Source organism: Hansschlegelia quercus, assembly GCF_004310425.1.
Classification (GTDB): domain Bacteria; phylum Pseudomonadota; class Alphaproteobacteria; order Rhizobiales; family Methylopilaceae; genus Methylopila; species Methylopila quercus.
In genome coordinates this window covers 50,790-75,195 of the sequence record NZ_SIUB01000003.1, presented here as the reverse complement: position 1 = coordinate 75,195, position 24,406 = coordinate 50,790, and the positions used below count along the sequence as shown (strand labels likewise).

Genomic DNA, 24,406 nt, shown 5'->3' with positions numbered 1-24,406 from the left:
GGCGGCATGAACGGAATCCATGACATGGGCGGGCTGCATGGCTTCGGTCCTGTCACGGTCGAGCCGAACGAGCCGGTGTTCCACGCCCGCTGGGAGGGGCGCGTCTACGCTATCACCCAGGCGATGGACACAACGGGTCTTTACAATCTCGACGAGCACCGGCACGAGATCGAGCTGATGGACGCCGCCTCCTATCTGACCGATGGTTATTACGGGCGCTGGCTGTTTGCGATGGAGAGGATCCTCGATCGCAAGGGTGTGGTGCGCCGGGCGGAGGTCGATCGGAGGATTGCGCAGGACGTGGCCGGAGAGGTCGCGCCGGTCGAGCACGCCGACCGCGCCTGGCCTGTTCCGTCGGAGACGCGCATCCGCTGGGGCGCTTGGCGCAAAGACGTCGCGGTCGCGCCGAAATTCGCAGTCGGAGACCGGGTGCGGGTTCGCAACCATCAGCCTGCCGGCCACACCAGGCTGACGCATTACGTCCGCGACAAGGTCGGGACCGTCACGGTGGTGAACGCGCAGGCCTGGGTTTATCCCGACACGCGCGCCCACAATACGGGTGAGAACCTTCAGCCCGTCTACAACGTGTCTTTTTCGGGAGAGGAGGTCTGGGGCGACGCCGCCGAGCCGAACACGATCGTGCGGGTCGACCTCAGCGAAGACTATCTGGATCGGGAGACGGGCGCATGAGCGGCCACCATCACGATCATGGCCATGACGACCATGATCACGACCATGGCGCCGAGAAGCCCTGGCAGGCGGTGCGCACGGAAGCGCTGGAGTCCCTCCTGAACGATCTCGGAATCATCTCGTCGGCGCGGATTGACGAGATCGTCTCGCATTACGAGGACAAGATCGGTCCGAAATCCGGCGCCAGGGTGGTCGCGCGGGCTTGGACCGATCCGGCCTTCAAGGCGCGCTTGCTGGCCGACGGCCTCGCGGCCTGCGCCGAGCTCGGGCTCGGTGGCCCGGAAACGGAGTATCTCCACGTCGTGGAGAACACCGCGACGGTCCACAACGTGGTCGTCTGCACGTTGTGCTCCTGCTACCCGTGGACGATCCTCGGCCTCCCGCCCGCATGGTACAAGTCGAGCGCCTACCGCTCCCGCGCCGTCAGGGAGCCGCGTCGGGTGCTCGCCGAAATGGGACTGACGCTCGCCGACGACGTCACGATCCAGGTCTGGGACAGCGTATCGGAGATCCGCTACCTCGTGCTGCCGGAACGCCCACCGGGCGCGGAAGGCATGACCGAGGACGAACTCGCCGACATCGTCACCCGCGACGCGATGATAGGCGTCGCGCGGGTCCAGGTCTGAGCGGGAGGGCCAATGCGACCAGTCCATGATCTCGGCCGTTTGGCGGCGCCGTCTGCTCCAGACGGTCTGGCGTTCGAGCAGCCGTGGGAGGCGCAGGCCTTCGCGCTTACGCTTGCGCTTTCCGAGCGAGGCGTCTTCACGCTCGAAGAGTTTCAGCAGTCACTGATCTCGCGCATCGGCGCCTACGAGGCGACGGCGTGCATCGTCGGCGGCGAGGACTACTACACCCGCTGGATCGAGGCGCTGCAGGATTTGTTGGCGGAGCGCGGCGTGCTGCCGGCGGCGCGCATGCCGGTTGTCGAGGCGGACATCGTCTTCGACGCGGCGTCTCGCAAGGCGCACCAGCATCTTTCGGCGCGCGATGCCGACGGCCGGCTGAAGATCGCCCCTTTGGTGATCGATCGCCCTTCGGCGACGTGATCAGGCTGCGACTTCGGCTGCGGCGAGACCAGCCGCGACCGCAGCCGCCGAGGCGACCGCCCCGAAGATGCCGCCCTCCGAGCAGATCGTCTCGATCGAGGCGGCGTGATTGGCCGGATCGGTGGCCGCGCAGCAGTCGGAGACCAGCAGCGGTTCGTAGCCCCGGTCGACGGCGTCGCGCAGGGTCGAGTGCACGCATACGTCCGTCGTGACGCCGCAGACGATGAGGTGGCGGACCCCGCGCGCGCCGAGAATGCGGTCGAGATCGGTGGCGTGAAAGGCGCTGAAGCCCGGCTTGTCGACGACGGGCTCGCCGTCCGCGGGCGCCAGCGCCGCGACGATGTCCCAGCCTGGTTCGCCACGCACCAGCAACCGGCCGAGCGGGCCGCGCGATCCGATCTCGCCGCCGGCCGCGCGGGAGCGGAACCGCTTGTGGGAGCCGAGGTCGCTAAGATCGGACCGATGGCCCTCGCGGGTGTAGACCACCAGCCCGCCCCAGCTCCGCACTGCGTCCCGCAGCGCCGCGATGCGTGGGATGAGCGCATGGGCTGGCGCGACGTCGTAGCCCACCGTCGCGATGTATCCGCCCGGCTCGCAGAAATCGCGCTGCATGTCGATGACGATCAGGGCCGTCGCGCCGGGCGCGAGGTCCTGACGGTGCGGCCAGCGGTACGGCCGCGCGTCTATGGAGGTCATGGACGGGGATTTTCGAGCAGGAGGCGCAGCGGCATGTCTTCAACCGGAAAAGCCGACGTCATTCGCGGCTACGGTCGGCCGCGACCGTCCCCGTTTCAATCTGCGAACGTCAATCGTTTCATCGGGGTCTGTGATGCATCCCGGAGCAGTTCGCCGATGAGGAGGGAGGCGAGCGTGCTGAGCTTCGAGGCGTCCTGGCGATGCACCAGCGTCATCTTCGAGGTCCGCGTGTAGCTCTTCTCCAGCAGGATGCGCATATCGCCGGCCTCGATCCAGCGACGGGCGTAGTGGTCTGGGAGGAAGCCGATATGGTGGCCGGCCAGGATCAGGAGGGCCGCGGCCTCCACGCTGTCCACCTGCGCGGTGATGCTGTCGCGCTGGTCGCTCAGGAAGAAGAAGTCCTGGAGCCTGAGGAAGCTGCGGACGACCTTCTCGGCCCCGCGGATCCGAGAAAACAGCTCGAGATCGTCGGCCTCGTCGTAGAGCGCATTTCGCCGACCGCAGACCAGCACGTCTCTTTCCTGATAGAGCGGATGATAGATGAGCTGCGGCGAGGGTTCGGCGAAGATGCCGATCGCGAGGTCAATCCGGCCGGATGCGACGCCGTGCTCGATCTCGCTCGGCCCCAGCACGTCTAACGCGATATGCGCACGGCCCCCGGTATGCCCGTGAAACCGGTCCAGAGCTGGGATGAGCGGGCAAATTGGATCCGTCACCAGATTGTCGATGATCGCTATCCGAACGGCGCCGAGGCCCTGCTTGCGCCGCTTGGCGACATTTGTTTCGAAGCTCGAAAGTGCGGCGAGCAGGGTGGTGGCGTCCAACACGAAGGCTTCGCCCTGCGGCGTCAGTTGAAAGCCTCCCCGCCCGCGTCGGCACAGCACGTAGCCCAGCCGCGCCTCGAGAGCCGCGACCTCAGTGCTGATGGTGGACTGGGCGAGGCCGAGCATGTCCTGCGCGGCCGAGAACCCGCCGCATTGGGCGACCGCGAGAAACACTCTGATCTGCCGGATATCGACGTCCGCGGTCTGCACCGTCTCCTCCAAAATTTACGCAGGTCAGCGACCGTGATGGCTAAAAAAATTTTCAAGTTCGCATTTTAGCGTGCGTACTAAGTCGTGGTCATAACCGCGACCAAGGCAGCGCTGCGCGAGGGACCGCTAGGACTGACCTCTTTGCGCCACTAGCGGAAGTTGGCATCCTTCCAGGAAGAGGACATTCGCGCATCCGCGTTGGCTGTCGCGAAATAACGTTCCACTGTTCGTCCTGCTGGCTGCCCCACCGAGACGATGATTGTCGTCTCTTCCGGAAGATACGCGTCCGCCTCAGGTGGGTGATCGGAATCTGTGGCGGAGTTAGCCCAACTGCTGCGGCGTCGCCACCCGCAAGCAACGTCTAAGCCGTGAGCAGGCCGCCGGCGTGCATTTTAGAAAGCTCCAGGGATGCTCATACGGCGAGGCTACCAGCCTGACGGGGCCACACGCCGGATAGCAGCGATCCCGCGCCTTTGATCGCCGGCCGGTGGCCGAGCGCAAAAAAAATCTCGAACGCAGTCGCCGTCGCGGCGGTGATCACAGGAACGCCAATCTCGTCCTCAACGCACTGAACCGCGGCGAGCGACGGCATCTGCACGCAGGCGGACAGCACCACGGCGTCGACGCCGTTCCGCTTCAGACCGCGCGCGATTTCGGGCAGGTTCTCAGGATTTAATCGGCCGACGGCGAGGTTGTCGGCGACCTCAAGCGCGATGGCGTCGACCACTTCGAAGCCCTCGCCTGTGACGTAATCGCAGACCATCTGGGTCAGGGGCCGCATGTAAGGGGTCACCATCGACACCCGCCTGACGCCCATCGACCGCAGGGTCCGCACGAGAGCGCCCGCGCTGCTAGTCACCGCCGCCGGTCGGCCGTTTTCCGCTGCGGCCTTCGCGATCACCGCCTCGGCCTGAATATGCGCGCCGGGTCCCTGGGCCATGACGGCGACGAGGCAGGCATAGGCGATGACCTCGACGTCGGCGTCGGAGACCGCCGCGGCGCAATCCGCGGCCTTGCCGACCATGGCGCGCAGCTCTTCGGGGTTAACACGCCGCATTCCGGCGCGCGCGGAGTGGAAGGTGTAGCGATGGCCGGTCGCCTCGGTTTGGCGACGGAACAACTCCGGCAGCTCAGTCTCCATCGTTGTGTTCGAACTCGGGACGATGAGGCCGACGCGCGTCGTGTCGGCGGCAGGAGCCGGCGCAGGGCATTCGCTAAGGGCGAAGTCAGGCAGTGAACTCATCTCAGCACTTTCGAAATCGACGCGAGCGGACGCGCGGAGCGTCTGGTCTGGGACGTCAGGAGCGGAGGTCGGCGACGTAGCGGAGCCGAACCTGATCGGCGATCACCGCGGCGATCAGGATCAGGCCGATCACTACGGTTTGCAGATAGGACTCGATGCGAGCGAGGTTCATCCCGTTCTGGACGAGATTGATGAAGAGCGCCCCAAGGACGACGTTGCCGACGCGGCCCACGCCGCCGCGCAGGCTCACGCCCGCGATGACGCACGCGGCGATCGACTCGAGCGGCATGGACGAGCCGATGTTCGCCTCGCCGCTGTCCAGTCGGGCGGTCAGCAACATTCCGGCGATCGCAGCCAGCAAGCCCGACAGGACATAGACGACGAACAGCGTGGCCCGGGTGTTGATGCCGGAGAGCAGCGCGGCGCGGGCATTGCCGCCGACCGCATAGAGCGTGCGGCCGTAGCGGGTCCAGCTCACCAGCGCCCAAGTCGCGGCGATCAGGCCGGCTGCGACCCAGATCGGCACCGGCGCGCCGAGCAACACGCCGAAACCGAAGACGTTTCCGAAAGCGACGGGCATTCCGTAGACGGGCGTGCCGCCGGTCAGCGACAGCGCTATGCCGAAGCCGATCGAGGACACGCCGAGCGTCATGATGAACGGCGACACGCCGAACGCCGAGACGCCGATCCCGTTGACGATTCCGATCGCCACTCCGGCGGCGACGCCGGCAAGGCAGCCGACCGCGATGACGAGCATGGTCGCTTCAGGATAGAGCGCGCTCAACGCCGCCATCGTCGTCGCGCCGACGACGGAGCTCAGCGCGAGGATGGTGCCGACCGACAGGTCGAACCCGCCGGTGAGCAGCACCATCATCTGTCCCATCGAGACGATCGTCAGGAAGACCGACTGGCGCAGGACGTTGCTGAGGTTGCCTACGGTCAGAAAGTTCGGCGCCATCAGCGAGAACACGCAGACGGCTATCACGAGCAGGAAGGGCAGCACGCCTAGTCTGACGAACAGGCGCTTCAGTTTCTGACCCGAAGGCGCCGGGCGGGGCGTGACGACGGCAGCGGAAGCGGGCGTCATGTGCCCCGACGCTGGAATAATGCTCATGCGGCGACGCGCCTTTCGAAGAAATGTCGCAGGACGGCCTCCTCGGTGAGCTCGGCGCCCGCGAGTTCGGCCTGGACACGGCCGCCGGCGAAGACCAGAGCGCGATGCGCGAGGTTGAGGATTTCCGGTAGATCCGAGGAGATCAGCACCACCGCGGCGCCGCTTTCGCACAGCTCCTTGATGAAGCGGTAGATCGCGACGCGCGCGCCCACGTCGACGCCGACCGTCGGTTCGTCGAAGGCGTAGACGGCGACCGGCCGCGTGAGGCTGCGGGCGAGCAGCACCTTCTGCTGGTTGCCGCCGGAGAACGCTTCAACGTCGCGGTCCGGCCGCATCGGATGTAGATCCATTCTCCGGGCGAGGCTCATACCCTCGCGCGCCTCGGCGCGGCGATTCAGCCACGGACCCCAGGCGAACGGCGGAAGGCGGAGAGCCGCAAGACTCATGTTTTCCCGACAGGGCCGCATCATCGCGAGCCCTTCGTTCTTGCGGTCGGGCGGCAGGTAGAGAAGGCCGGCGTCGAGCGCCCGGCGCGGCGTCGGGTTCGCGACTGCGCGGCCCGCGATGGTCACGCTTCCCGCGACCACGCGCTCCAGCCCGAACGCGGCGCGCACCGCCTCGGACTTGCCGGAGCCGACCAACCCGGCGAGACCGACCACCTCCCCGCCACGCACCTCGAACGAGGCGTCACGAACCGAACCCGAGGCCGTCGAGAGGTTCTCGATCGATAGAGCGACGTCCTTCGGGTCGGCCTTGATTTCAGGAAAGATCGCGCCTGCGGCGCGACCGGTCATCAGCCGCACCAGCGTCTCCTCGTCAGCCTCGCTGGCGGCGATGGTCTTGATGTAGTGGCCGTCCCGCAGCACCGTGATGCGATCGGCGATGCGTTCGATCTCCCGGAGCCGGTGCGTGATGTAGACGACGCCGACCCCGTCGGCTTTCGCCTGCGCGACGAGCTCGAACAGGCGGTCGGCCTCGCGATCGGTCAGGCTTGCGGTAGGCTCGTCGAGAATGAGCACGGACAATCTCGAGCGGAACGCGCGGGCGATCTCGACCATCTGCTGTTCGGCGCGCGAGAGGTCGCCGACGAGAGCGGTCGGCGACAGGTCGAAGTCGAGACGCTTCAACAGCGCGCGCGTCTCGGCCCGGATGGCTTGCCTGTCGAGCAGGCCGGCGCGCGTCGGCTCTGCTCCGAGCACAAGGTTCTCCTCGACCGTCATGGACGGCACGAGCGAGAACTCCTGGAAGACCGTGGTGATCCCCTTCGAGCGGGCCTCATGCACCGATCCGAGATCGAGGCGCTCGCCGTTCATCAGCAGAGCGCCCGAGGTCGGCCGGATTGCGCCTGCGACGATCGAGATCAGCGTCGACTTGCCCGCGCCGTTCTCGCCGAACAGGACGTGGACCTCACCGGAGCGAACGGTGAAGTCCACGCCATCGAGCGCCGTCACTCCCGGATACTGCTTCGTGACTTTCAGCAGCTCCAGAAGCGGCGGCTCACCGACCCTCGACGACGCGGCTTTCACAGCCATGGAAGCGGGATCGAGGCTCATTTGACCTCGAACACCGGGCGAAAGTCGTTCGGCGCGAGCACCGCCGACATCGTCACGCCGGGCAGCGTCTCCTTCTCGATGACGAAGATCGAAGGCGCGACGTGCTTGACGTAGTCCTTGCCCTCGAGGATCCGCACCGCCTGATCGATCGCGATACGGCCCTGGACGACGGTGGAGTCGGTCGGCGCGGCAAGGATCTGCCCCCGGCGGATGCCCTGGTCGACGCCGGGCGTGTAGTAATAGGCGAGCACCTTCACCCTGTCCGCGACGCCGGCCGCTCGGATGATCGGGACCGCCGCCTCGGCCGCGACCGCCGAGCCCGCGACATAGTCGAGGTCGGGATGCGCCTGAAGGGCGTCGGCGACGAGCTTTGACTGGACCTCCTTGCCGGTGTCCCCGTAGCGCGTGTCGACGATCTCGACCGCGGTCCCTTCCAGCGCCTTCTTGAAGCCGAGGTTCGCGGATTCGGCGAAGCCTGCGCCCGCCGGCCCGGGGAACCACGCGACCTTGACCTTGGCGGAGCCTGCGGGGTGCTTCTTGGCGAGATACCCGCCGATCGTCTCGCCGACGTCGGCCCAGGACGCCAGCGCCTTGGCGTCGACCTGCTTGGATGAGACGCCGTTGATCATGTCGACGACGACGATCTTCTTCGCCTTGAGCTCGGCGATCAGGTTGTTCAGCCCGTCATAGGAGATCGCGCCGATCACCACGGCCTTGGCGCCGGAGGACACGCAGTCCTCGATCTGCGAGATCTGCTTGTTCAACTCGGTGTAGCCGCCGGCCTCGACCACCTGCAGCTTCACGCCGAGGCGCTTGGCCTCCTCGGTGACGCCGTAGTCCACGGCGAGCCAATAGGCGTCCTTCATGTGCGGGAACGAAACGCAGATCTCGTGGGGCGCGGACGCCTTATCGAGCGCCGTGTAATCGCGCTGCGATTTGGCCGCGCCCTTCTCGAACGGCGGCTGCCAGACGTCGACTTTGTAGGGGAACCAATCTCCGGCCGCCGCAAGGCCGGACGAAGCGATAACGCCCAGACCGGCGATCATGGCGATTGCAGAAAGGCGCATCGTTCTTCCTTCGGCTCAGGCCGGCAGACCCTGCGACACAGGCGTCTCCGGCGAGGCTACTTAGCCACCGGCGCCATTCTTCCTCTTGCCGGTAAGTGCGGAAGGATTTGACGATCCGAGCACTGCTCGAAGTTGAACTTGCCGGAGCGCAGGCAGAGACACTACCACTCCCCATCATATCTACAGAAGGCCAAGGTGGCCTCCATGATCAGGACTGGGGAGCTGGGGCGATGAAGCTCGGTGTATTTTTGCCGAACGGCCAGAACGGCTACATTATCTCGAAGAACAGCCCGCAATACATCCCCACATGGAAGCACTGCCTTGCGATCACGAAGGAGGCGGAGCGCGTCGGCCTCGACTTCATTCTATCCATGATCAAGTACCACGGCTTCGGGGGAGAGACCGGCTACTGGGATTCCTGCCTGGACTCGATCTCTCTGGCGTCGGGGCTCGCCGCCGCGACGGATCGTATCGAGCTTTACGCCACGGTGCCCGTTCTCGGCGTCCATCCCGCCGTCGCCGCCCGGATGATCGCGACCTTCAACGACATTTCGGGCGGCCGCGCGGGCGTCAACATCGTGACGGGCTGGAACCGACCCGAATACAGCCAGATGGGCCTGTGGCCCTCCGACGACTATCACGACCGTCGCTATGAGCTGACCGGCGAGTACATCCGCATCATGCGCGAGCTTTGGGCGACCGGCCGCTCGAGCTTCAAGGGCGATTATTTTCGGCTCGACGACTGCGAGTGCTTCCCGACGCCGGGCCGCGACATTCCGATCGTCTGCGCAGGACAGTCGCCGAAGGGCGTGCAGTTCACCGCCCGCCACGCCGAATACAACTTCGTGTTCGGCGGCCCGGAGAAGCTGAAGCGCATCGCGGAGCCCGTGCTGACGGAATCAGCGAAGATCGGCCGCAAGGTCGGCACGCTCGCGCTCGTCACCATCATCGGAGCCGACACCGACGCGGAGGCCAAGGACCGCTGCGACGACATCGTCGCCGGTGCCGATCAGGAAGCGCTGCTGAACGTGGTCAAGAGCGCCTCGATGGACACCAATCCCGAAGGGACCAGCAGGCACTTCCGCGACGGCATGACGGCCGACGTGACCGAGGGCAACCTGACCTTCATGGGCTTTCCCGTGATCCACGGATCCTGGGAATCGATAGCCCTTCAGATCCAGGATCTGGAGGCGAAGACCGGCATCAGCGGCATGCTGTTGACGTTCCCCGAGTTTGTCGAGGGCGTTCGCAGCTTTGGTGAACGGAGCCTGCCGCTGCTGCGCGGCGGCGCCGCGGCGAGAAAAGTGGCCTGAGCGGCGCGCTTAACCACCCGGATCATTTTCATATCGCCGGGCTCCGCCCGCGACCTACGGAATGGCATGATGGAAGCGTTCATTTGCACGACCTGCGGCACGCAGTTCTCTCCGACCGAGACCGCGCCGGAGAGCTGCCCGATCTGCGAGGAGGAACGGCAGTTCGTTCCTGCCTCGGGTCAGAACTGGACGACGCTCAAGAAGCTCCGCCGTTCGCACATGACGGTTTACCGCTATGACGGCGAGATCCTTGGCGTCGGCTCGGCCCCGCAGTTCGGCATTGGCCAGCGCGCGCTGATCATCCGCACGCCGGCGGGAAACGTGCTCTGGGATTGCGTCTCGCTTCTGGATGCATCCACGATCGAGCTGATCAAGGGGATCGGCGGCCTTGCGGCGATCGCGATCTCTCACCCGCACTACTACACGACGATGGTGGAGTGGAGCCGCGCCTTCGGCGACATTCCGGTGCACCTGCACGACGGGGATCGGCAGTGGGTGATGCGGGAGGATCCGTGCCTCTCCTTCTGGAGCGGCGACTCCAAGGAAATCCTGCCGGGACTGACGCTGATCCGGACCGGCGGCCATTTCGAAGGCGGCGCGATCCTGCACTGGGCGGAGGGCTGCGGCGGCAAGGGCGCGCTGTTCACCGGCGACCTTCTGCAGGTCGTCGCCGACGGCAAGCACCTAGCCTTCATGCGCTCCTATCCGAACTTCATTCCGCTGGGAGCGACGTCCGTCCGCCGGATCGCGGAGCGCGTCGAGACATGGAGCTACGACGCGATCTATGGCGCGTGGTGGGACAAGGTAATCGCGACGGGCGCCAAGCAGGCGATGGCGACGTCGGTCGCGCGTCACCTCCACTGGCTGGATCACGACGCCGACGATTGAGGTCCAAGCGCCCCGACGCCGACGTCACGTTCGAAGAGCGATCCATGCAGATCAACGATGCCGAAATCGTCGCCGAGGTCCGCGCGGCCTTCGACGGCTACGAGATCGCGCTTTGCGCAAACGACCTCGCGATGCTGAGGGAGCTGTTCTGGGCGTCGCCGCTGACCCTGCGATACGGCCCGAGGGAGAACCTCTACGGCGCGGACGCCATCCACGCGTTTCGCGCCGGCAGACCAGCGATTCAAAGACCGCGGGATCTTCTGAGGGTGATCATCTCGACGTTCGGGCGTGACGCGGCCACCGCGAACGCCGAGTTCATGATGCCGGGCGACGCCCGTCTGGGGCGGCAAAGCCAGACCTGGATACGGACGCCGAACGGCTGGCGCATCGTCGCGGCTCACGTTTCCTATGAGGAGCCGTGATCCACACCGTCGTAAGCCGCCCGTCCAACCCCAAGCGACCCGGTCGGGGTGCAGTGCAGGAGATCCTCTATGTCGAAGCATACCTACAAGATCATCGAGATCGTCGGCTCTTCGCCTTCCTCGATCGACGACGCCATCAAGACCGCCGTCACGGACGCCGCGAAAACCGTGCGAAACATCGGTTGGTTCGAGGTCGTGGAGACCCGCGGCCACGTCGAGGAGGGCAGGGTGGCGCATTTCCAGGTCACGCTGAAGATCGGCTTCACTCTTGAGGACGCGCAGACGACCTAACCCGCCGCGCCGTTCCTGGTCGGCGCCCACATCGAGGGTCTCCGGGCTGCGCACATGATCAAAGGCTTGTGCGTAGCCCGGCAAGCGCGACGGCCGCGCGATCTCTAGGCTCCGGGATATAAGCTGAAGGCCGGTGAACAGCCTGAGACTGCTTCGAGCAAGGATATCCGATGCCGTTCATTCTCGTCGTGTCCGGGAGCCCCTCCGAAAATTCGAAGACCGCGAAGCTCGCTCAATATGTCAGCGAGCGGCTGGCGGAGCGCGGCATGCGGACGAAGCACCTCCGAGTGCGCGATTTGCCGGCCGGGCCTCTGCTGTCAGCCCAGGCGTCCGATCCGGCAATTGGGGAAGCGATCGAACTGGTGGAGCTCGCTGACGGCGTCGTTTTCGTCACGCCGACGTACAAGGCCTCTTTCTCCGGCCTGCTGAAGACATTTATCGATCTGCTGCCGCAATTCGCGCTGACGGGCAAAGCGATCCTTCCGCTGGCGACCGGCGGGACCATGGCCCACGTTTTGATGCTCGACTACGCGCTGCGGCCGATCCTTCATGCGCTCGGCGCACGCCACTCGGTTCAGGGGCACTTCATGATCGAGAGCGCGCTAGATCCTGCCGGTCCCGAGTTCATCACGGACATCAAACATCGGGAGATGCTTCACCAGGCGATCAGCCATTTCGACCAGGCTGTCTCACGCACGCTGGAGGCAGCTTGAACGCTCCGCTGCATAGGCCGGTATCGGCGCCGACGCTGGACTGCGCCAACGCGCTCGCGTCCTTCTTCTCTTCCGCCGACCAGATCGTGGCCGCCGTCGCCCGAGGCGAGATGGTGGTGTTGATCGATGACGAAGATCGCGAGAACGAGGGCGACCTCGTCGTCGCAGCCGAGTTCGCTACCCCTGCGGTCATCAATTTCATGGCCACACACGCGCGCGGCCTGATCTGTCTCGTCTTGACCCCGCGGCGCGTTGAGGAACTGGGTCTCAGGCCGATGGTCGAGCATAACGGGTGTCCGCGCGGAACGGGCTTCACCGTCTCGGTGGAGGCGAAAGAGGGGGTGACGACCGGTATCTCGGCATTCGATCGCGCGCACACGATCGCGACCGTGATCGATCCCGCTATGGGAGGAGCCGACCTTGTCAGCCCGGGCCACGTCTTTCCGCTGCGTGCTCGCGAGGGCGGCCTGCTCGAGCGTCCGGGCCATACGGAGGCGGCCGTCGACGTCGCGCGCCTCGCGGGCCTGAGCCCAGCGGGCGTGATCTGCGAGATTATGAGCGCCGACGGCCATATGGCGCGCACGCCCGAACTCGTGGCCTTCGCACGCAGACATGGCTTGAGGATCGGGACCGTCGCCGCATTGGCGCGCTACCGGGTTGAGGGGAACACGCCCTATTCGCTAGGTCCGCTGAGTGCGTGATTCCCGAGTTGCGCCCCGAGCCGACCGTTCGGTCCTGCGCGCTGTGGCGGAGTTGCGTGGCGGCCGGCCCGTCATCATCAAGGCGTGTGCGCCTTTGCTGGTTCTGTCGGCCGAGGCGGCTTCACCCAGCGGAATCGATGACCTTCTAGACAATACGGGGAAGCGGACGCTTGTCGTCGCCTCCGGACGCGCAGCCTTTATGGCGAGAGGCGACGCGGAACCATCGACGGCGCGGGCGTTTGAGGCGCCTGACAGTCTGTTCGAGCCGCAGGCGCTATCTGCCCTCTCAGACGCCGAGCCGTCTTCTCCACCGTTCCGGCCGGCCAGCCCTCCCGAAGGTTCCGACGCCGCGATCTCGCTGGCTCGGCTCGCGCGGCTCATCCCGACTTTGATCGTCGGAGCCGCTGATCGCAGCCTGGACGATTTCGTCGAGGTTGAAGCCGCTTCGATCATGGCGTTCACCGCCGGCGGAGGATCGAGCGCAAGGCTGCGCCTCGTGGCGGAAACCCCGATGCCGCTCGCGGCGGCCCCGACGGCACGGATGCTTGCATTCCGTTCCGATGTCGACGCCGCCGAGCATCTTGCCGTTGTCGTCGGCGACGTCCGGGCGGCCGGGCCGCCGCTGGTGCGCATCCACTCCAAATGCCTCACCGGAGACCTGTTCGGAAGCATGCGCTGCGATTGCGGCCCGCAGTTGCATGAAGCCGGCCGGCTCATCTTCGAATCCGGCGCGGGCGTCCTGCTCTATCTCGATCAGGAAGGACGGGGGATCGGGCTCGTCAATAAGCTGAGGGCGTATCGCCTGCAGGATCTCGGCCTCGACACGCTCGACGCCAACATCGCGCTTGGTTACGAACCGGATGACCGCAGCTTCGAGCCCGCGGCCGCGATGTTGCGGCTCCTCGGGGTCGAGCGCCTGCGGCTGCTGACCAATAACCCCGCGAAGATCTTCGCGCTGCGCGCTCTCGGGTTCGACGTCGCGTCGAGGACGCCGTTGATCGCCCCCGCCACCCCGCAAAACGCCGGCTACCTCGAAACCAAGCGCCTCCGCTTCGGCCATCTGCTCAGCGGCTAATCGACGGTCGTCTCCAGCTCCAATGAAAAAGGGCGACCGCGTGGGCCGCCCTTTTTCATTCGTCGTCGATCCTGCGTTCAGAAGGAGCGCAGGTTCTCCTTCAGCGTCTTGCCCGTGTATTCCGTACGCACCAGTCCGCGACGCTGAAGCGCTGGCACCAGTCCTTCGCAGACCTCAATGACCGTGCGTCGATTGGTGGCCTGCACGGGCGTGGTGATCAGAAAGCCGTCGCCGCCGACCATCTCCATGGTCTCGCCCATCTTGTCGGCGACCTGCTCCGGCGTGCCGACCAGTTCGACCGAGGCCACGATGCCGCCGGAGGCTTCGACCACGAGGTCGCGGAGCGTCTTGTTCGAGCCCCACTGTTGGAACATGTCGAGCGATCCCTGTTCGCCGTTCGTGTAAAGCTTCTCCGGCAGCGGCTTGTCCAGGTCGTACTTCTTGAAGTCGATGTCGGTGATCGCCGAGATCAGCACGAGGCACTGCTCAAGGAACTGCGGCTCGGCCGACATGCGCCGGTACTTCGCCCAGGCCTCGTCCTCAGTCTCCCCAAGAACGGGCGCGACCAGGAAGAGGACTTTGATGTCGTCGGGATTGCGGCCGTGAGCGCGGGCGCGGGCCCGGATGTCGTAGCGATACTCCCGCATCCCCTCGACGCCCTCGCCAATCGCGATGATGGAGTCCGCGTGCTTAGCGGCGAAGTCGCGTCCCTTCGGCGAACCGCCGGCCTGCACCAGAGCCGGGACGCCCTGCGGGGATCGGACGGTGTTCAGCGGGCCTCGACATTTGAAGAACCGGCCTTCGAAGTTGATCGCGTTGACCTTGGTGTAGTCGACATAGGTTCCGGTTTCACGGTCGCGGACGATCGCGCCCTCGTCCCACGAATTCCAGAGCCGGTAGCAGAGGTCCATGTATTCGTGCGCCATGTCGTAGCGCAGCTCGCGCGGCGGCAGCTCGGTCATGCCGAAGTTCTGCGCAGCGGCGTTCTCGGCGGAGGTCACGATGTTCCAGCCGAAGCGGCCTTCCGCGATGCTGTCGACCGTCGAGCACAGCCGCGCCAGCAGGAACGGCGGATAGGCCATCGTCGACATGGTCGCGACCACGCCCAGATTCTTGGTCGCGCCGCCGATCAGCGTCGCGAGAGGGACGGGATCCTGCTTCGGCGCGAAGCCGAGCGCGTGCTTGAGGTAGGCCTCCGAGGTGCCGCCGTAGGTCTCGGAGACCGCGAGCTTGTCCTCGAGCATGATGTAATCAAAGCACGCCCGTTCGAGCATCTTCGCCATGTCGACGTAGAACTCACCGTTCCACGGCATTCCGCCGTTCGAAAACGGGCCATTCCACTCATCAGGCGTGAAGTTCGTAAACCAGCCGAGATGGAACTTTTTTGCGGGCATGTCTTTTCCTCTTGAATTACTCGTCACCCTCGGGTGAGGCTTCTCATAACCTGAGAGTTCCTTTACAGACACCTCGGTTTTATCTCTAGGACGATCATCCAGTTGTGCGCCGAGCTGCAAATTATTGTGCGTGAGGGTCGGAACGCTTGCGGGCGGCAGCAACTTGGGAGCGCCCGTCAAGGCTTGATCGGCCTTCAACCGTCCGCTCCGCCAGTCCTCCAGAAGGGCCACCCTCTGATCCGCACCTTTGCCGATCAGGTCGTAGTCCTGCTGAAGCGTGGCGCCGTAGACCTCAGGCGCCTGCGGATCGCGGCGCACCTTGTCAAAGCCGAGCACGCGGGTCGCGAGGCTGAAGCCCTCGAGCAGATCATGAGTGACCATGAACACGGTCATCTTCTGATCGCGCCAGAGCTCGAGCATAAGTTCGTGGATCTGCGTCTTGGTGGCTGGATCAAGAGCCCCGAACGGCTCGTCTAGCAGCAGCACCTTGGGCTTGCAGAGCAGCGCCTGCGCGATCGCGAGGCGTTGCTGCATCCCACCGGAGAGCTCGCTTGGATAACGCGCCAGCGCGTGGCCGAGGCCGACCCGCTCGAGCATCGCTACGGCGGCGGCCTCGGCCGCGCGGCGGCGAGGACCGAACAACCGACCTGTGAAGCGCGCTCCGGCGAGCTCGGCGCCCAGCATGGCGTTTCCGAGCACGGTCAGGTTCGGAAAAACCGAATAGCGCTGGAAAACGATGCCTCGGTCGCGGTCCGGCTCGCGGGCGATCGGCGCGCCCCCGATCGTGATCTCGCCGCGCGTGGGCAGCTCCATCGACAGAAGCATTCGCAGGAAGGTCGTCTTACCGCAGCCGGAGGGCCCGACAAGCGCGCAGAACGCGCCATCTGCGACGGTGAAGTTCAGGCGTTCCAGGACCGTCTGGTCCGCGTATTCCTTCCAGACGTCCCGGATCATGATCTCGGTCATGACGTCGAGATCCGCGCCCAGGGAAAGAGCCGCGCGCTCAGTAGTCTGAGGGCGAAGTCCATGGCGAATGCGAGCAGCGTGATCCAGACGACGTAAGGCAGGATCACGTCCATCGCGAGGTAGCGGCGAACGAGGAAGATGCGGTAGCCGAGCCCATTCGTGGCGGCGATCGCCTCGGCCGCGATCAGGAACAGCCACGCCGGTCCGATCGAGAAACGCAGGGCGTCGATGACCCGCGGCAGCATCTGCGGCAGCACGATGCGCACGATGATCTGCCAGGTCGAGGCGCCCATCGTCTGGGCCTTGATCAGGAGTTCGTAGGGCATCTGTTCGATGCGCAGGGCCAGATCGCGGATCATGAACGGCGCGACGCCGATCGCGATCAGCACGACCTTGGAGAGCTCGTCGAGGCCGAACACGATGAACAAGATGGGAAGCAGCGCGAGCGGCGGAATGAGAGAGATGGCCGCGATCAGCGGGTTGCCGAGCGCCTTGGCCCATGGAACGAGGCCGAGGATTGTGCCGACGGTAATCGCGATGATGACGGACGCCGCGATCGCGAGGCCCAGCCGCTGGAGGCTTGCGGCCGTATCGGCCCAGAACACCATCTGCCCGGTGCGCGCGTCGGCCTCCAGCGCGAGCCGGCTCAGCGTCGAAGCCATAGCGCTGAGCGGCGGGAGAAGCTTGTCGCCCGGATTGGCGGCGAGCCGCACGGCGGACGACGCCACGTAAAGCCCGAGCAAACCCACGAAGGGCGCCAGACCGAGGAGCGCGAGGCTCCTCGGATCCGGCTTTACATTGATAATGCGGCGCACCTTAGAGCTTCCCGTCGGCCGCCATCTTAGTGAAGGAGGCGTCGAAGCGGAGCTTGACGTTGTTGGGGTCGCCGAGAACCGTCCCGTCCGGGAAAGCGATGCCCACGGCGTCCTTCGACTTGGCCCCCTCTCCGAGCAGGCGATGGTCGAAGGAGAACGTCCGGACGAGATCCATCGTCTTCGACAACGCCGGCGCCGTGGTGAACTGAACGGCCTCGGCGGGCGTGTTGAACATGTAGGTGGTCGCGAGTTGCGCCTTGAAGCCCGCGAGATCGGTCCCCGACGCCGACGCCATGGACTCGATGGCCTTCGCGGCCTCGGGCGTCCCTGAATTCATGAGCGCGAGCATTTCGTACCAGGCTCCGACGAGAGCCTTGCCGAGCGCCGGATTGTCCTTGAGCGTCTCGGTGTTGACCGTCATGACGTCCATGATCTCGCCGGGGATCTTGGAGCTGTCGAACACGGGCGTGGCGCCCGGCGTCTTCTTGATGTCGCTGAGCATCGGGTTCCAGCTCACGACGTTCTGAATGCTGTCGGAGCCGGTGAAGGCGGCGACGGCGTCGTTCTCGGACGTGTTGACCGTCGTGATGTCTTTCTCGGTCAGGCCGGCGCTCTCCAGCGCGCGGGCGAGCAGGTAGTGCGAAACCGAGAACTCCACGAGATTGACCTTCTGGCCCTTCATGTCAGCGACAGTCTTGCCCTTCTTGAGCACGATGCCGTCATTGCCGTTCGAGTAGTCGCCCATGACCAGCACGGTCGTGTCGACGCCGCCGGCGGCGGGAATGGTCAGCGCGTCCATGCTCGCCATCGCCGCGCCGTCGAACTTGCCGGCCGCGTACTGGTTGATTGACTCGACGTAGTCGTTGAGCTGGGTGACCTCGACCTCGATGCCGTATTTGTCGGCCCACTTCTTCATGATGCCGTGGTCGACGAGATATCCCCAAGGCATCCAGCCGGCGTAGATCGACCAGACGACCTTGAAGCTCGTCTTCTGCTCGGCGGCTGCGGGCGCGGCCGAAAGCGAGAAAATGCTCCCGGCGACAAGCGCATAGGCGAGTAGACGCTTCAGACGAATGTGCATGACCAGGTCCCTTATCTTCCGCGGCTTCTCGCCTTCGAGAGCGCACGGGTCCATGCCGATCGGCGGCGCGCCGAACAGCCGCAATGCGTTTCGCCCGCGGCGGCTTCCATCCCTGCTGTTTGACCGGCGGCTGCTTCGCGCATCGAGCCGCAGCTCGCTCGGCCTTGGACTGTTTCCGTCCACCAACACCGTAGTGAACTTCATGCCGGATCATCTTGCGGGAGTGCGCACAAAGACTTGGCTGGAGGCGCATGGTCGGCCGGCCGCGGCGCTCGGCGCCCCGTTCGTCCGGATCGTGCGAGCGGGCTAGAAGCGATGCGGCTTAACACTGAAGCCGTCTTGCGGCTTAGCCGGCGCACGCTGTCGCTTGTGTCGGCAAGCCCTCGTCCTGTGGGGCTCCGCAACGACCCCGCCCTCAGGCTTGACCTACCCCGACCGGCGGGCGTCGGCGGCATCGCCTATCGCGGGCGAAGCGATGGGCTCAGGCGGGCTCATCCGGCGCCAATCGAGACGGCGGATTCATCATCGTCGGCGCTACGGCCTGACCTCGGGGCGCTTGTTCGCCTGACGGCCTAGCCTGCTTCGGCGGCCTTACGCGCCTCGGCGCGCATATCGCGCGGGGTCATGCCGAACTGCGCCTTGAAGAGGCGGCTGAACTGGGCCTGGTCGCCGAAGCCCCAGCGGTAGGCGATCTCGCCCAGGCTTTCACGACGATGAGGTTCGCAGAGCTGGGTCCGGCACGATTCCAGCCGCATCTCGCGTATCCACTGGGCGACGGACGACCCGCTACCCTGGAAGAGCGCGTGCAGATATCGCACCGAGATGTTGCATGCGCGGGCGATCTTCTCCGGCGAGAGGTCGGGGTCGCCGAGATGCTGGCGCACGAATTTTTCGATACGCGCGACGTGGCCTCGCTGGACCGACGACCTCCCGCTCGTCAACGCGCGTTCATCGGCCTCGACGGCAAGAACAAGAAGCTCCATCAGCGTCTGCCCGACGCCTTCCGCCGCCAGGGAGTTGGTGGCGCCATAGCGGTGCGGAATCTGCCGGACCATGTCGAACAGCAGCCCGCCGACTCCCGTGTCTCCATCGAACAGGGAGGAGTAGAAGGGATCGATCGACCTGGTATATCGCTTTAGGGACGTGATCGGCAGCTTGAGGACCCAGACCTCGTTGAAGTCCGACTGAACGAAATCCGACGCCTGGTGAGTCTTTTCAATGAAGAACTGTCGCTTGCGACAGAGCAGATCCACGCCGTCTTGGCTGAAACCGACATCAGAGTGCGAGGAGAAGGAGACCAGCACATGGTCGCCGCTGTCCGCGCTCACATGGTGGTTGCGTCGTACATAACGCGCCGCGTCCGTCTGAAGATGAATGAGCGACGCTGATCCAAGATCCCAGCTTCTGAGAGTTCCGCTGAATCGATCTCCATCCTGAAACGACAGGTCGAGCGGGAAGATGACGGCAGACGCCATGTCTTGCCAATATCTGGCCCGCTGGGGCGCGGGTACGCTTTGAGCGCAGTATTCGCGGTACACTGCATCACCTCAACAAAGACTGACTTCGTTTGCCCGCCGTTTGCGTTGCAGCAAGCGGCATGCCACACGGAGCTTTCGGCCAAAGGTTCGTTCCGCGGCGGCCCTCCTCAGACACCTCCCTCAGGTTCTTGCAAACTCACGGTTAACAAAGAAAGCTCGTTCGTCGATCAGCGGCGCTTGGGCCTCAAAGATGCGACGCGCCCATGCCGCGAACTTGTGCAAAACACTTTCAGTATGGTCAGCTTCGCAGCATCGGGCGGGTAGTTCGATGCCGTAAGCTTCAGATCCCGCTCGGAAGTGGCGACGGCGCTGCCTGAGCCTGAGCAGATTCCGAAAAAGCCGCTGAACGCGGGCAGCTGGCACAAGGCTTGCCCGACTAATGCGAATTGCTTCGGGTTCAGCTCGGTTTTCCGGGGGCGCGATGTCGATCGAGTACACTGCGGACGCGGCTCCTCCTGGGACGAGAGCTCAATACTGGTCTGAGTCAGTCAGCGAGATCTTCTTCCCCCTGGACGTCGAGATCCGCGACCCCGGCCATTTCGGTGGCAACGTCACCTACTGGGACGTCGGGCCGACTTCGCTCGCCCGCTTCGCTTCGGGCGCCGTCCGCTATCGGCGCGAGCGCGAGCATCTTCGCTCGATCGCAAGCGAACAGTTGCTGATCACGTTCGCGCTTCGGTCCGGCGCGAGCTTTCGCCAGAACGACGTCGAGCTGAACTGCAAAACGAGGGGGTTTTTTATCCAGCGGGGCAATTCGCCCTATGAGTTCGAGCACTCGGGCGACAACGAGCTCTGGGTTGTCAAGCTTGATTCCGAGAGCCTGAGACATCGGGTCCGGTCGATAGACCGGTTCGCGTCGCAGGTGTTCGACGCCGAACTTGGAATGGGCGCCCTTCTGCTCGATACGCTTTCGGCGATGCCGCAGCGCCTGGATGAGACGGACAAGCGCCTCCACGACCGCCTCGGCTCCCATCTGATCGATCTTCTCAGTCTCGCCCTGGAGGGCGACGAGCGCGTGCTCCGCAGCGGCGAGAGCACGGTCCAACGCGCCCATATCGGCCGAATTGAGCGGTTCATCCGCCAGAACCTGCGGTCGCGTTCGTTGACGCCGGAACTCATCGCCGCCGAATGCGGCATCTCGGTCCGATACCTCCACGACCTCTTCAGCGGAGGAGACAGGACCGTCGGACGCTGGATCCGGGAGTTGAGGCTCGAGGAATGCCGCAGCCAGTTGCAGGACGCTGACCGGCGCGACACCATCGCCGAGATCGCCTATCGCTGGGGCTTCGGCGACCACGCCCAGTTCAGCCGGCATTACCGGGCGCATTTCGGCGAGACCCCACGCCAAACGCGAGACGCCGGGCGCGCCTGAGGCGACCGATGAGCGCGCAGATTCCCTAGGAACGGCGCACGCAACGCCAAGCGCCGCTCCTCGGGCGTCGCTAGCCTCCTAGCACATCGCGATGGGAGGCTAGCGCTTGATCGACCGGCAAAGCCTGCAGGAAAATTACAGGGGCGTCTGGGACGGACGCATCGGCTTCGGCGAGCGCCCGGCCATCCTGATGATCGATTTCATGAAGGGCTACACCACCGAAGGCTCGCCGCTCTATGCCGAAGGCGTCGTGTCGGCGGTGGCCGAAGCAGAAACCTTCCTCGCGACCGTCCGCGAGCTCGGTCTTCCCGTGATTCACACTAATATCCGATACTTCGCGCAAGACTGCGCCGACGGCGGCGTCTGGGTGAAGAAGTCGACCGTGATGACGGCGATGGCGGACGGCAATCCGCTCGCCGAATTTTGCGACGAGGTGGCGCCCCGACCAGGCGAACTCGTCATGACCAAGCAGTATGCGAGCTCCTTCTTCGGAACGAGCCTCGCCTCCACTCTTCACGCGAGCGGGGTGGACACCATCGTCCTTCTCGGCTGCTCCACGAGCGGGTGTATCCGTGCGACCGCCGTCGACGGAGTGCAGCACGGGTTTCGCACCATCGTCGTGCGCGAGTGCGTGGGAGACCGTCATGTGGCTCCGCATGAAGCCAACCTCTTCGATATCCATAGCAAATATGGCGACGTCGTCTCGAAGTTCGAGGCCATCGAAGCGCTTCGCGCCGCCGCCGCCAATTCGAAAAACGGGACCCCCTGATGATTGTTGAGCTCACGCAATTCCCGGTCGCGCCCGAGAACAGGGATGCCTTTGAAAAAGGATGGCTTCAGGCCGCGGCGATCCTGGTGAGGCAACCCGGCTACCTGAGCCACCGCATCGGTTCGACGGTAGAGCAGCCAGACGTCTTCGTGCTCGAGATCGAGTGGGAGTCGCTTGAAGCCCATACCGAGCGGTTCGTGAACGACCCGTCGTTCGGAGAGTTCCTCGGCTGCTTTGCGCCATACCTTTCGGGAGAAGCGTCGGTGATGCACTTCCGACCTTGAGCTCCCTAGAGACACATTGAGTGAAAATTCAGAATAAGAGTGTCTCGACGCCAGGCGTGTTTCGCAGAACGCGGCGCTGTTAGCGTCGCTATAGCCATTGTTTCTTCCCGACGCATGGCTGTTTTGGCAACGGGACCGTGAAAGCGCCCGTTCGGGAACCCTGACGGCGACGCGCTCGTCGCTGCGGCTGCGTCTGGCCAAGGCGCCGTCTATCAACCGACCTTCATTCTCGCGGATAGGCTTCGGGCCGGCCGTCTGTCGCGCGCGATCTAGACGTTCCGTCAACTGAGTTGCCGGGCCTTTTTCGCAGTGACCCCAGGATGATTCCGACGCCCTCCGCAAAGGTCTGGCGCACGTGGATTTTCTGGTCGCGATATGGCGCCGCGCCTTGGGAGCGCGAAGGAACCTGTAATCCACTCGCGACCTGCTTCGTTATTAAGGTGTCGAAGGCCGCGACCTTTGGAGTGATACTCGCTCTGACTGGAAGCGCAGGACTCTCGTGCGCCGTTCATCGCCGAAACCGGCGACACATCGCTCGGCGCATCGGCGTCCTGACCATACTAGCGGAGCTAATGGCCTAACGGCAGTTTCGCCCGAACCGTGGATCGCTGCGCTTAAGACAAACGGCTTGATCGCGCAGGCTGGCTATAAAGAGGACATGCCGAACTACAGCTACGGGTCAGGCTGCGACCTGAACTCACCGCCGCTTGGCGCCAGAAGCGGAATTCGGCGCTTGTCCAAAGAGCCGACATCGGCCGAAGGACCATGACCGCTGTAGAACAGTGCGGCGTCGGCTGCCCACCATTAGTGATTAGAGGCACGGTCAAACCGCACCGTCGGGGCGTTCAGGCGCTAGTTAGGGACTTGGCAAGGTCAGCGTCGTCCCATGCTTCTTCCTGGTCAGTATGGCACCTCGGGCGACCTAGAACATCCCGACGGCCTGTCGTGGCAGGAGGCCGCCGCCACCTGGATGATATTGTCTCAGTCTACGCCGCGACCGCGTCGAGGATGAAGTCGAAGCTTCCGGCGTGCGCCGCCATCTCGTCCGGGTTCTTCGAGATCACCACGTCGGCGCCGAGGCCCTTGCCGTCCTCGACCTCGCCGGGGGATGTCGTGAACAGCACGACATGCGCGCCCATCGCGTGAGCGAGCTTCACGCCCATGTGGCCAAGCCCGCCGAGGCCCACGATGCCGACTTTCATGCCCGGCCCGACCTTCCAGCTATGATCACGGCTCGCTTGGCCTCGACGCTATCAAGCTGGGCCCGTCGCTCGCTCCACGCTCGTGCTAACGCTCCCCCGGAAGGCGAGGCGCCCGCTTCAGTCTCGCCTGAAGCTGATTACCCCGGGAGGTAGAGGCCGCGTTCCCAGGGAGGCGCAGAGCCGTACCGTCCCAGAAGGAAGTCTACGAAGGCGCGGATCTTTGCGGGCGGCCGCCTCGCGCCCGGATAGACGGCGAAGATCCCGGGAAGCTCGATCGGCGCGACATCGAGCGAAACAGCTACGAGACGGCCGGCTCTCAATTCGTCGGCGACGATGAATGTTGGCTGGTAGATCAGTCCCTGGCCTGCGACCGCCGCCGCCACGAGCGCGTCGCCGTTGTTCGCCTGCAGGTTTCCCCAGACGGGAGCCCGGACGCCCCCATCCGTCCCGAAGAGCCAGTGGCCGGGCCCCACAGCGCTCGACAGCGTGTAGCCAAGGCAGTTGTGGGCGGAGAGCTCCGCTACCGCTCGGGGGACGCCGCGTTCCGAGAGATAGGCCGGCGAGCCGGCGACGAGCAGGCGGCAGGGCGCAAGCTTGCGGGCGATCAGGTTCTGGTCCGAGACGCGGCCGATCCGCACCGCGACGTCCCAGCCCTCCTCGACGAGGTCAATGACGCGATCGCTCAGCCCAAGCTCGATCCGCAAAGCGGGATGAAGGCGGGCGAACTCCGGCAGGATTGGCGCGAGCTCGCGGACGCCGAAGGAGGCCGGAGCGTTCACCCTCAGCGCGCCCGTCACCTCAACACGCTCCGCCGCCGCAAGAGCGTCAGCCTCAGCCATCTCGGACAGAATCCGCTCGACGCTCTCCAGGTAGCGCCGCCCGGCCTCGGTCAAGGAGATCCTGCGCGTCGTACGGTGCACGAGCCGGACGCCCAGCCGGTTCTCCACGGCCGCCATATGCTTCGTCGCCATAGTCTGGGACATGCCGAGCGCCCTCGCCGCGCCCGATAGGCTTCCCAGCGCGGCCACTTTGGCGAAGACCTGGAGTCCGAGGATCCGATCGAGCACGCCGCCTCACTCCATTAGTGTGAAGTGTTACTCCTAGCGCGCGCATTATCAAATATGAAGCTCAGGCGTACA

At 65.0% G+C, this 24,406-nt stretch carries 25 protein-coding genes and 1 pseudogene; 14 read left to right on the top strand and 12 right to left on the bottom strand.

The window, feature by feature from the left end:
- Positions 1-6: 6 nt before the first annotated feature.
- From nthB to EYR15_RS07300, 3 genes are read left to right on the top strand one after another with little or no spacing between them, the layout of a single operon-like run.
- Positions 7-690 carry a nitrile hydratase subunit beta gene (gene nthB / locus EYR15_RS07310; RefSeq protein WP_131002582.1) on the top strand — a complete coding sequence of 228 codons (684 nt, stop codon included), beginning with the start codon at positions 7-9 and terminating at the stop codon, positions 688-690.
- Entirely contained in the window at positions 687-1,316 is a 630-nt protein-coding gene (nthA, locus tag EYR15_RS07305; protein WP_131002580.1) for a nitrile hydratase subunit alpha, read from the top strand. Before nthB ends, nthA begins: the two co-directional genes overlap by 4 nt.
- A gap of 12 nt (positions 1,317-1,328) precedes the next feature.
- On the top strand, positions 1,329-1,736 hold the full coding sequence (locus tag EYR15_RS07300; protein WP_131002578.1) for a nitrile hydratase accessory protein: 408 nt from the start codon (positions 1,329-1,331) through the stop codon (positions 1,734-1,736).
- Here EYR15_RS07300 and EYR15_RS07295 read toward each other — a convergent pair whose 3' ends face one another.
- From EYR15_RS07295 to torT, 6 genes are all read right to left on the bottom strand, one after another.
- Entirely contained in the window at positions 1,737-2,432 is a 696-nt protein-coding gene (locus EYR15_RS07295; RefSeq protein ID WP_131002576.1) for a cysteine hydrolase family protein, read from the bottom strand.
- Positions 2,433-2,527: 95 nt separating this feature from the next.
- A complete protein-coding gene (locus EYR15_RS07290; protein WP_131002574.1) occupies positions 2,528-3,466 on the bottom strand; it encodes a LysR family transcriptional regulator in 939 nt (312 codons plus the stop codon).
- A gap of 412 nt (positions 3,467-3,878) precedes the next feature.
- Positions 3,879-4,709 (bottom strand): maleate cis-trans isomerase family protein, encoded by an 831-nt coding sequence (locus EYR15_RS07285; protein WP_131002572.1) that lies wholly within the window; start codon positions 4,707-4,709, stop codon positions 3,879-3,881.
- A 55-nt stretch (positions 4,710-4,764) separates the two neighbouring features.
- Positions 4,765-5,823 (bottom strand): ABC transporter permease, encoded by a 1,059-nt coding sequence (locus EYR15_RS07280; protein ID WP_245498200.1) that lies wholly within the window; start codon positions 5,821-5,823, stop codon positions 4,765-4,767.
- Entirely contained in the window at positions 5,820-7,376 is a 1,557-nt protein-coding gene (locus tag EYR15_RS07275) for a sugar ABC transporter ATP-binding protein (RefSeq protein ID WP_205741596.1), read from the bottom strand. Before EYR15_RS07275 ends, EYR15_RS07280 begins: the two co-directional genes overlap by 4 nt.
- Positions 7,373-8,443 (bottom strand): TMAO reductase system periplasmic protein TorT, encoded by a 1,071-nt coding sequence (gene torT / locus EYR15_RS07270; protein WP_131002570.1) that lies wholly within the window; start codon positions 8,441-8,443, stop codon positions 7,373-7,375. The genes EYR15_RS07275 and torT overlap by 4 nt, the downstream gene beginning before the upstream one ends.
- A 230-nt stretch (positions 8,444-8,673) precedes the next feature.
- Between torT and EYR15_RS07265 the strand changes: the two genes are divergently transcribed.
- The 7 genes from EYR15_RS07265 to ribA all read left to right on the top strand — a co-directional run bounded on the left by EYR15_RS07265 (position 8,674) and on the right by ribA (position 13,846).
- Entirely contained in the window at positions 8,674-9,756 is a 1,083-nt protein-coding gene (locus EYR15_RS07265; RefSeq protein WP_131002568.1) for an LLM class flavin-dependent oxidoreductase, read from the top strand.
- Between the two features lie 69 nt (positions 9,757-9,825).
- Positions 9,826-10,644, top strand: a complete 819-nt coding sequence (locus EYR15_RS07260) for an MBL fold metallo-hydrolase (protein WP_131002566.1) — start codon at positions 9,826-9,828, stop codon at positions 10,642-10,644.
- Positions 10,645-10,688: 44 nt separating this feature from the next.
- Positions 10,689-11,066: an oxalurate catabolism protein HpxZ gene (gene hpxZ, locus EYR15_RS07255; protein WP_131002564.1), complete on the top strand. Its 378-nt coding sequence runs from the start codon at positions 10,689-10,691 to the stop codon at positions 11,064-11,066.
- Between the two features lie 69 nt (positions 11,067-11,135).
- Positions 11,136-11,357, top strand: a complete 222-nt coding sequence (locus EYR15_RS07250; protein WP_131002562.1) for a dodecin — start codon at positions 11,136-11,138, stop codon at positions 11,355-11,357.
- A gap of 170 nt (positions 11,358-11,527) precedes the next feature.
- Positions 11,528-12,070 (top strand): NADPH-dependent FMN reductase, encoded by a 543-nt coding sequence (gene ssuE, locus EYR15_RS07245; RefSeq protein ID WP_131002560.1) that lies wholly within the window; start codon positions 11,528-11,530, stop codon positions 12,068-12,070.
- Positions 12,067-12,771, top strand: coding sequence for a 3,4-dihydroxy-2-butanone-4-phosphate synthase (ribB, locus tag EYR15_RS07240; RefSeq protein WP_245498199.1), 705 nt, complete (start codon positions 12,067-12,069; stop codon positions 12,769-12,771). The genes ssuE and ribB overlap by 4 nt, the downstream gene beginning before the upstream one ends.
- Positions 12,772-13,222: 451 nt before the next feature.
- Positions 13,223-13,846 carry a GTP cyclohydrolase II gene (gene ribA, locus EYR15_RS17070; RefSeq protein ID WP_205741595.1) on the top strand — a complete coding sequence of 208 codons (624 nt, stop codon included), beginning with the start codon at positions 13,223-13,225 and terminating at the stop codon, positions 13,844-13,846.
- A 77-nt stretch (positions 13,847-13,923) separates the two neighbouring features.
- Here the strand turns inward: ribA and EYR15_RS17155 are convergent, their stop codons facing one another.
- The 3 genes from EYR15_RS17155 to EYR15_RS07215 are packed head-to-tail and all read right to left on the bottom strand — an operon-like array spanning position 13,924 to position 18,102.
- A complete protein-coding gene (locus EYR15_RS17155) occupies positions 13,924-16,206 on the bottom strand; it encodes an NtaA/DmoA family FMN-dependent monooxygenase (RefSeq protein WP_245498198.1) in 2,283 nt (760 codons plus the stop codon).
- Positions 16,203-17,021 carry an ABC transporter permease gene (locus tag EYR15_RS07220; protein WP_131002557.1) on the bottom strand — a complete coding sequence of 273 codons (819 nt, stop codon included), beginning with the start codon at positions 17,019-17,021 and terminating at the stop codon, positions 16,203-16,205. Before EYR15_RS07220 ends, EYR15_RS17155 begins: the two co-directional genes overlap by 4 nt.
- A gap of 1 nt (position 17,022) precedes the next feature.
- Complete coding sequence (locus EYR15_RS07215) at positions 17,023-18,102, bottom strand: putative urea ABC transporter substrate-binding protein (protein WP_131002555.1); 1,080 nt, start codon at positions 18,100-18,102, stop codon at positions 17,023-17,025.
- On the opposite strand from EYR15_RS07215, the gene EYR15_RS07210 reads away from it, so the two are divergent.
- A complete protein-coding gene (locus tag EYR15_RS07210) occupies positions 18,101-18,412 on the top strand; it encodes a hypothetical protein (protein WP_131002553.1) in 312 nt (103 codons plus the stop codon). The two genes, EYR15_RS07215 and EYR15_RS07210, sit on opposite strands and share 2 nt — an antisense overlap.
- Before the next feature lie 262 nt (positions 18,413-18,674).
- Here EYR15_RS07210 and EYR15_RS07205 read toward each other — a convergent pair whose 3' ends face one another.
- A complete protein-coding gene (locus EYR15_RS07205) occupies positions 18,675-19,577 on the bottom strand; it encodes a helix-turn-helix domain-containing protein (protein WP_131002551.1) in 903 nt (300 codons plus the stop codon).
- A gap of 484 nt (positions 19,578-20,061) precedes the next feature.
- Here EYR15_RS07205 and EYR15_RS07200 point away from each other — a divergent pair, with 484 nt between their 5' ends.
- From EYR15_RS07200 to EYR15_RS07190, 3 genes are all read left to right on the top strand, one after another.
- Positions 20,062-21,012 (top strand): AraC-like ligand-binding domain-containing protein, encoded by a 951-nt coding sequence (locus EYR15_RS07200; RefSeq protein WP_165455455.1) that lies wholly within the window; start codon positions 20,062-20,064, stop codon positions 21,010-21,012.
- 106 nt (positions 21,013-21,118) lie between these two features.
- Positions 21,119-21,781, top strand: coding sequence for an N-carbamoylsarcosine amidohydrolase (locus EYR15_RS07195; protein WP_245498197.1), 663 nt, complete (start codon positions 21,119-21,121; stop codon positions 21,779-21,781).
- Positions 21,781-22,065 carry an antibiotic biosynthesis monooxygenase family protein gene (locus tag EYR15_RS07190; RefSeq protein WP_131002547.1) on the top strand — a complete coding sequence of 95 codons (285 nt, stop codon included), beginning with the start codon at positions 21,781-21,783 and terminating at the stop codon, positions 22,063-22,065. Before EYR15_RS07195 ends, EYR15_RS07190 begins: the two co-directional genes overlap by 1 nt.
- Positions 22,066-23,054: 989 nt before the next feature.
- Here EYR15_RS07190 and EYR15_RS07180 read toward each other — a convergent pair.
- Both EYR15_RS07180 and EYR15_RS07175 read right to left on the bottom strand, forming a co-directional pair.
- Positions 23,055-23,285 (bottom strand): annotated as a pseudogene (locus EYR15_RS07180) (zinc-binding dehydrogenase); the annotation flags it as partial.
- 119 nt (positions 23,286-23,404) lie between these two features.
- Entirely contained in the window at positions 23,405-24,334 is a 930-nt protein-coding gene (locus EYR15_RS07175) for a LysR family transcriptional regulator (protein ID WP_131002545.1), read from the bottom strand.
- Positions 24,335-24,406: the final 72 nt, after the last annotated feature.

Bases quoted from the DNA above. Each gene is read 5' to 3' on its own strand.
- torT (WP_131002570.1), bottom strand. From the start codon at position 8,443: ATGCGCCTTTCTGCAATCGCCATGATCGCCGGTCTGGGCGTTATCGCT.
- EYR15_RS07210 (WP_131002553.1), top strand. From the start codon at position 18,101: ATGACCAGGTCCCTTATCTTCCGCGGCTTCTCGCCTTCGAGAGCGCAC.
- EYR15_RS07295 (WP_131002576.1), bottom strand. From the start codon at position 2,432: ATGACCTCCATAGACGCGCGGCCGTACCGCTGGCCGCACCGTCAGGAC.
- nthA (WP_131002580.1), top strand. From the start codon at position 687: ATGAGCGGCCACCATCACGATCATGGCCATGACGACCATGATCACGAC.
- hpxZ (WP_131002564.1), top strand. From the start codon at position 10,689: ATGCAGATCAACGATGCCGAAATCGTCGCCGAGGTCCGCGCGGCCTTC.
- EYR15_RS07190 (WP_131002547.1), top strand. From the start codon at position 21,781: ATGATTGTTGAGCTCACGCAATTCCCGGTCGCGCCCGAGAACAGGGAT.
- ribA (WP_205741595.1), top strand. From the start codon at position 13,223: ATGGCGTTCACCGCCGGCGGAGGATCGAGCGCAAGGCTGCGCCTCGTG.
- EYR15_RS07275 (WP_205741596.1), bottom strand. From the start codon at position 7,376: ATGAGCCTCGATCCCGCTTCCATGGCTGTGAAAGCCGCGTCGTCGAGG.
- EYR15_RS07265 (WP_131002568.1), top strand. From the start codon at position 8,674: ATGAAGCTCGGTGTATTTTTGCCGAACGGCCAGAACGGCTACATTATC.
- nthB (WP_131002582.1), top strand. From the start codon at position 7: ATGAACGGAATCCATGACATGGGCGGGCTGCATGGCTTCGGTCCTGTC.
- EYR15_RS07200 (WP_165455455.1), top strand. From the start codon at position 20,062: ATGTCGATCGAGTACACTGCGGACGCGGCTCCTCCTGGGACGAGAGCT.
- EYR15_RS07205 (WP_131002551.1), bottom strand. From the start codon at position 19,577: ATGGCGTCTGCCGTCATCTTCCCGCTCGACCTGTCGTTTCAGGATGGA.
- EYR15_RS07300 (WP_131002578.1), top strand. From the start codon at position 1,329: ATGCGACCAGTCCATGATCTCGGCCGTTTGGCGGCGCCGTCTGCTCCA.
- EYR15_RS07285 (WP_131002572.1), bottom strand. From the start codon at position 4,709: ATGAGTTCACTGCCTGACTTCGCCCTTAGCGAATGCCCTGCGCCGGCT.
- EYR15_RS07215 (WP_131002555.1), bottom strand. From the start codon at position 18,102: ATGCACATTCGTCTGAAGCGTCTACTCGCCTATGCGCTTGTCGCCGGG.
- EYR15_RS07280 (WP_245498200.1), bottom strand. From the start codon at position 5,823: ATGAGCATTATTCCAGCGTCGGGGCACATGACGCCCGCTTCCGCTGCC.
- EYR15_RS07260 (WP_131002566.1), top strand. From the start codon at position 9,826: ATGGAAGCGTTCATTTGCACGACCTGCGGCACGCAGTTCTCTCCGACC.
- EYR15_RS07250 (WP_131002562.1), top strand. From the start codon at position 11,136: ATGTCGAAGCATACCTACAAGATCATCGAGATCGTCGGCTCTTCGCCT.
- ssuE (WP_131002560.1), top strand. From the start codon at position 11,528: ATGCCGTTCATTCTCGTCGTGTCCGGGAGCCCCTCCGAAAATTCGAAG.
- EYR15_RS17155 (WP_245498198.1), bottom strand. From the start codon at position 16,206: ATGACCGAGATCATGATCCGGGACGTCTGGAAGGAATACGCGGACCAG.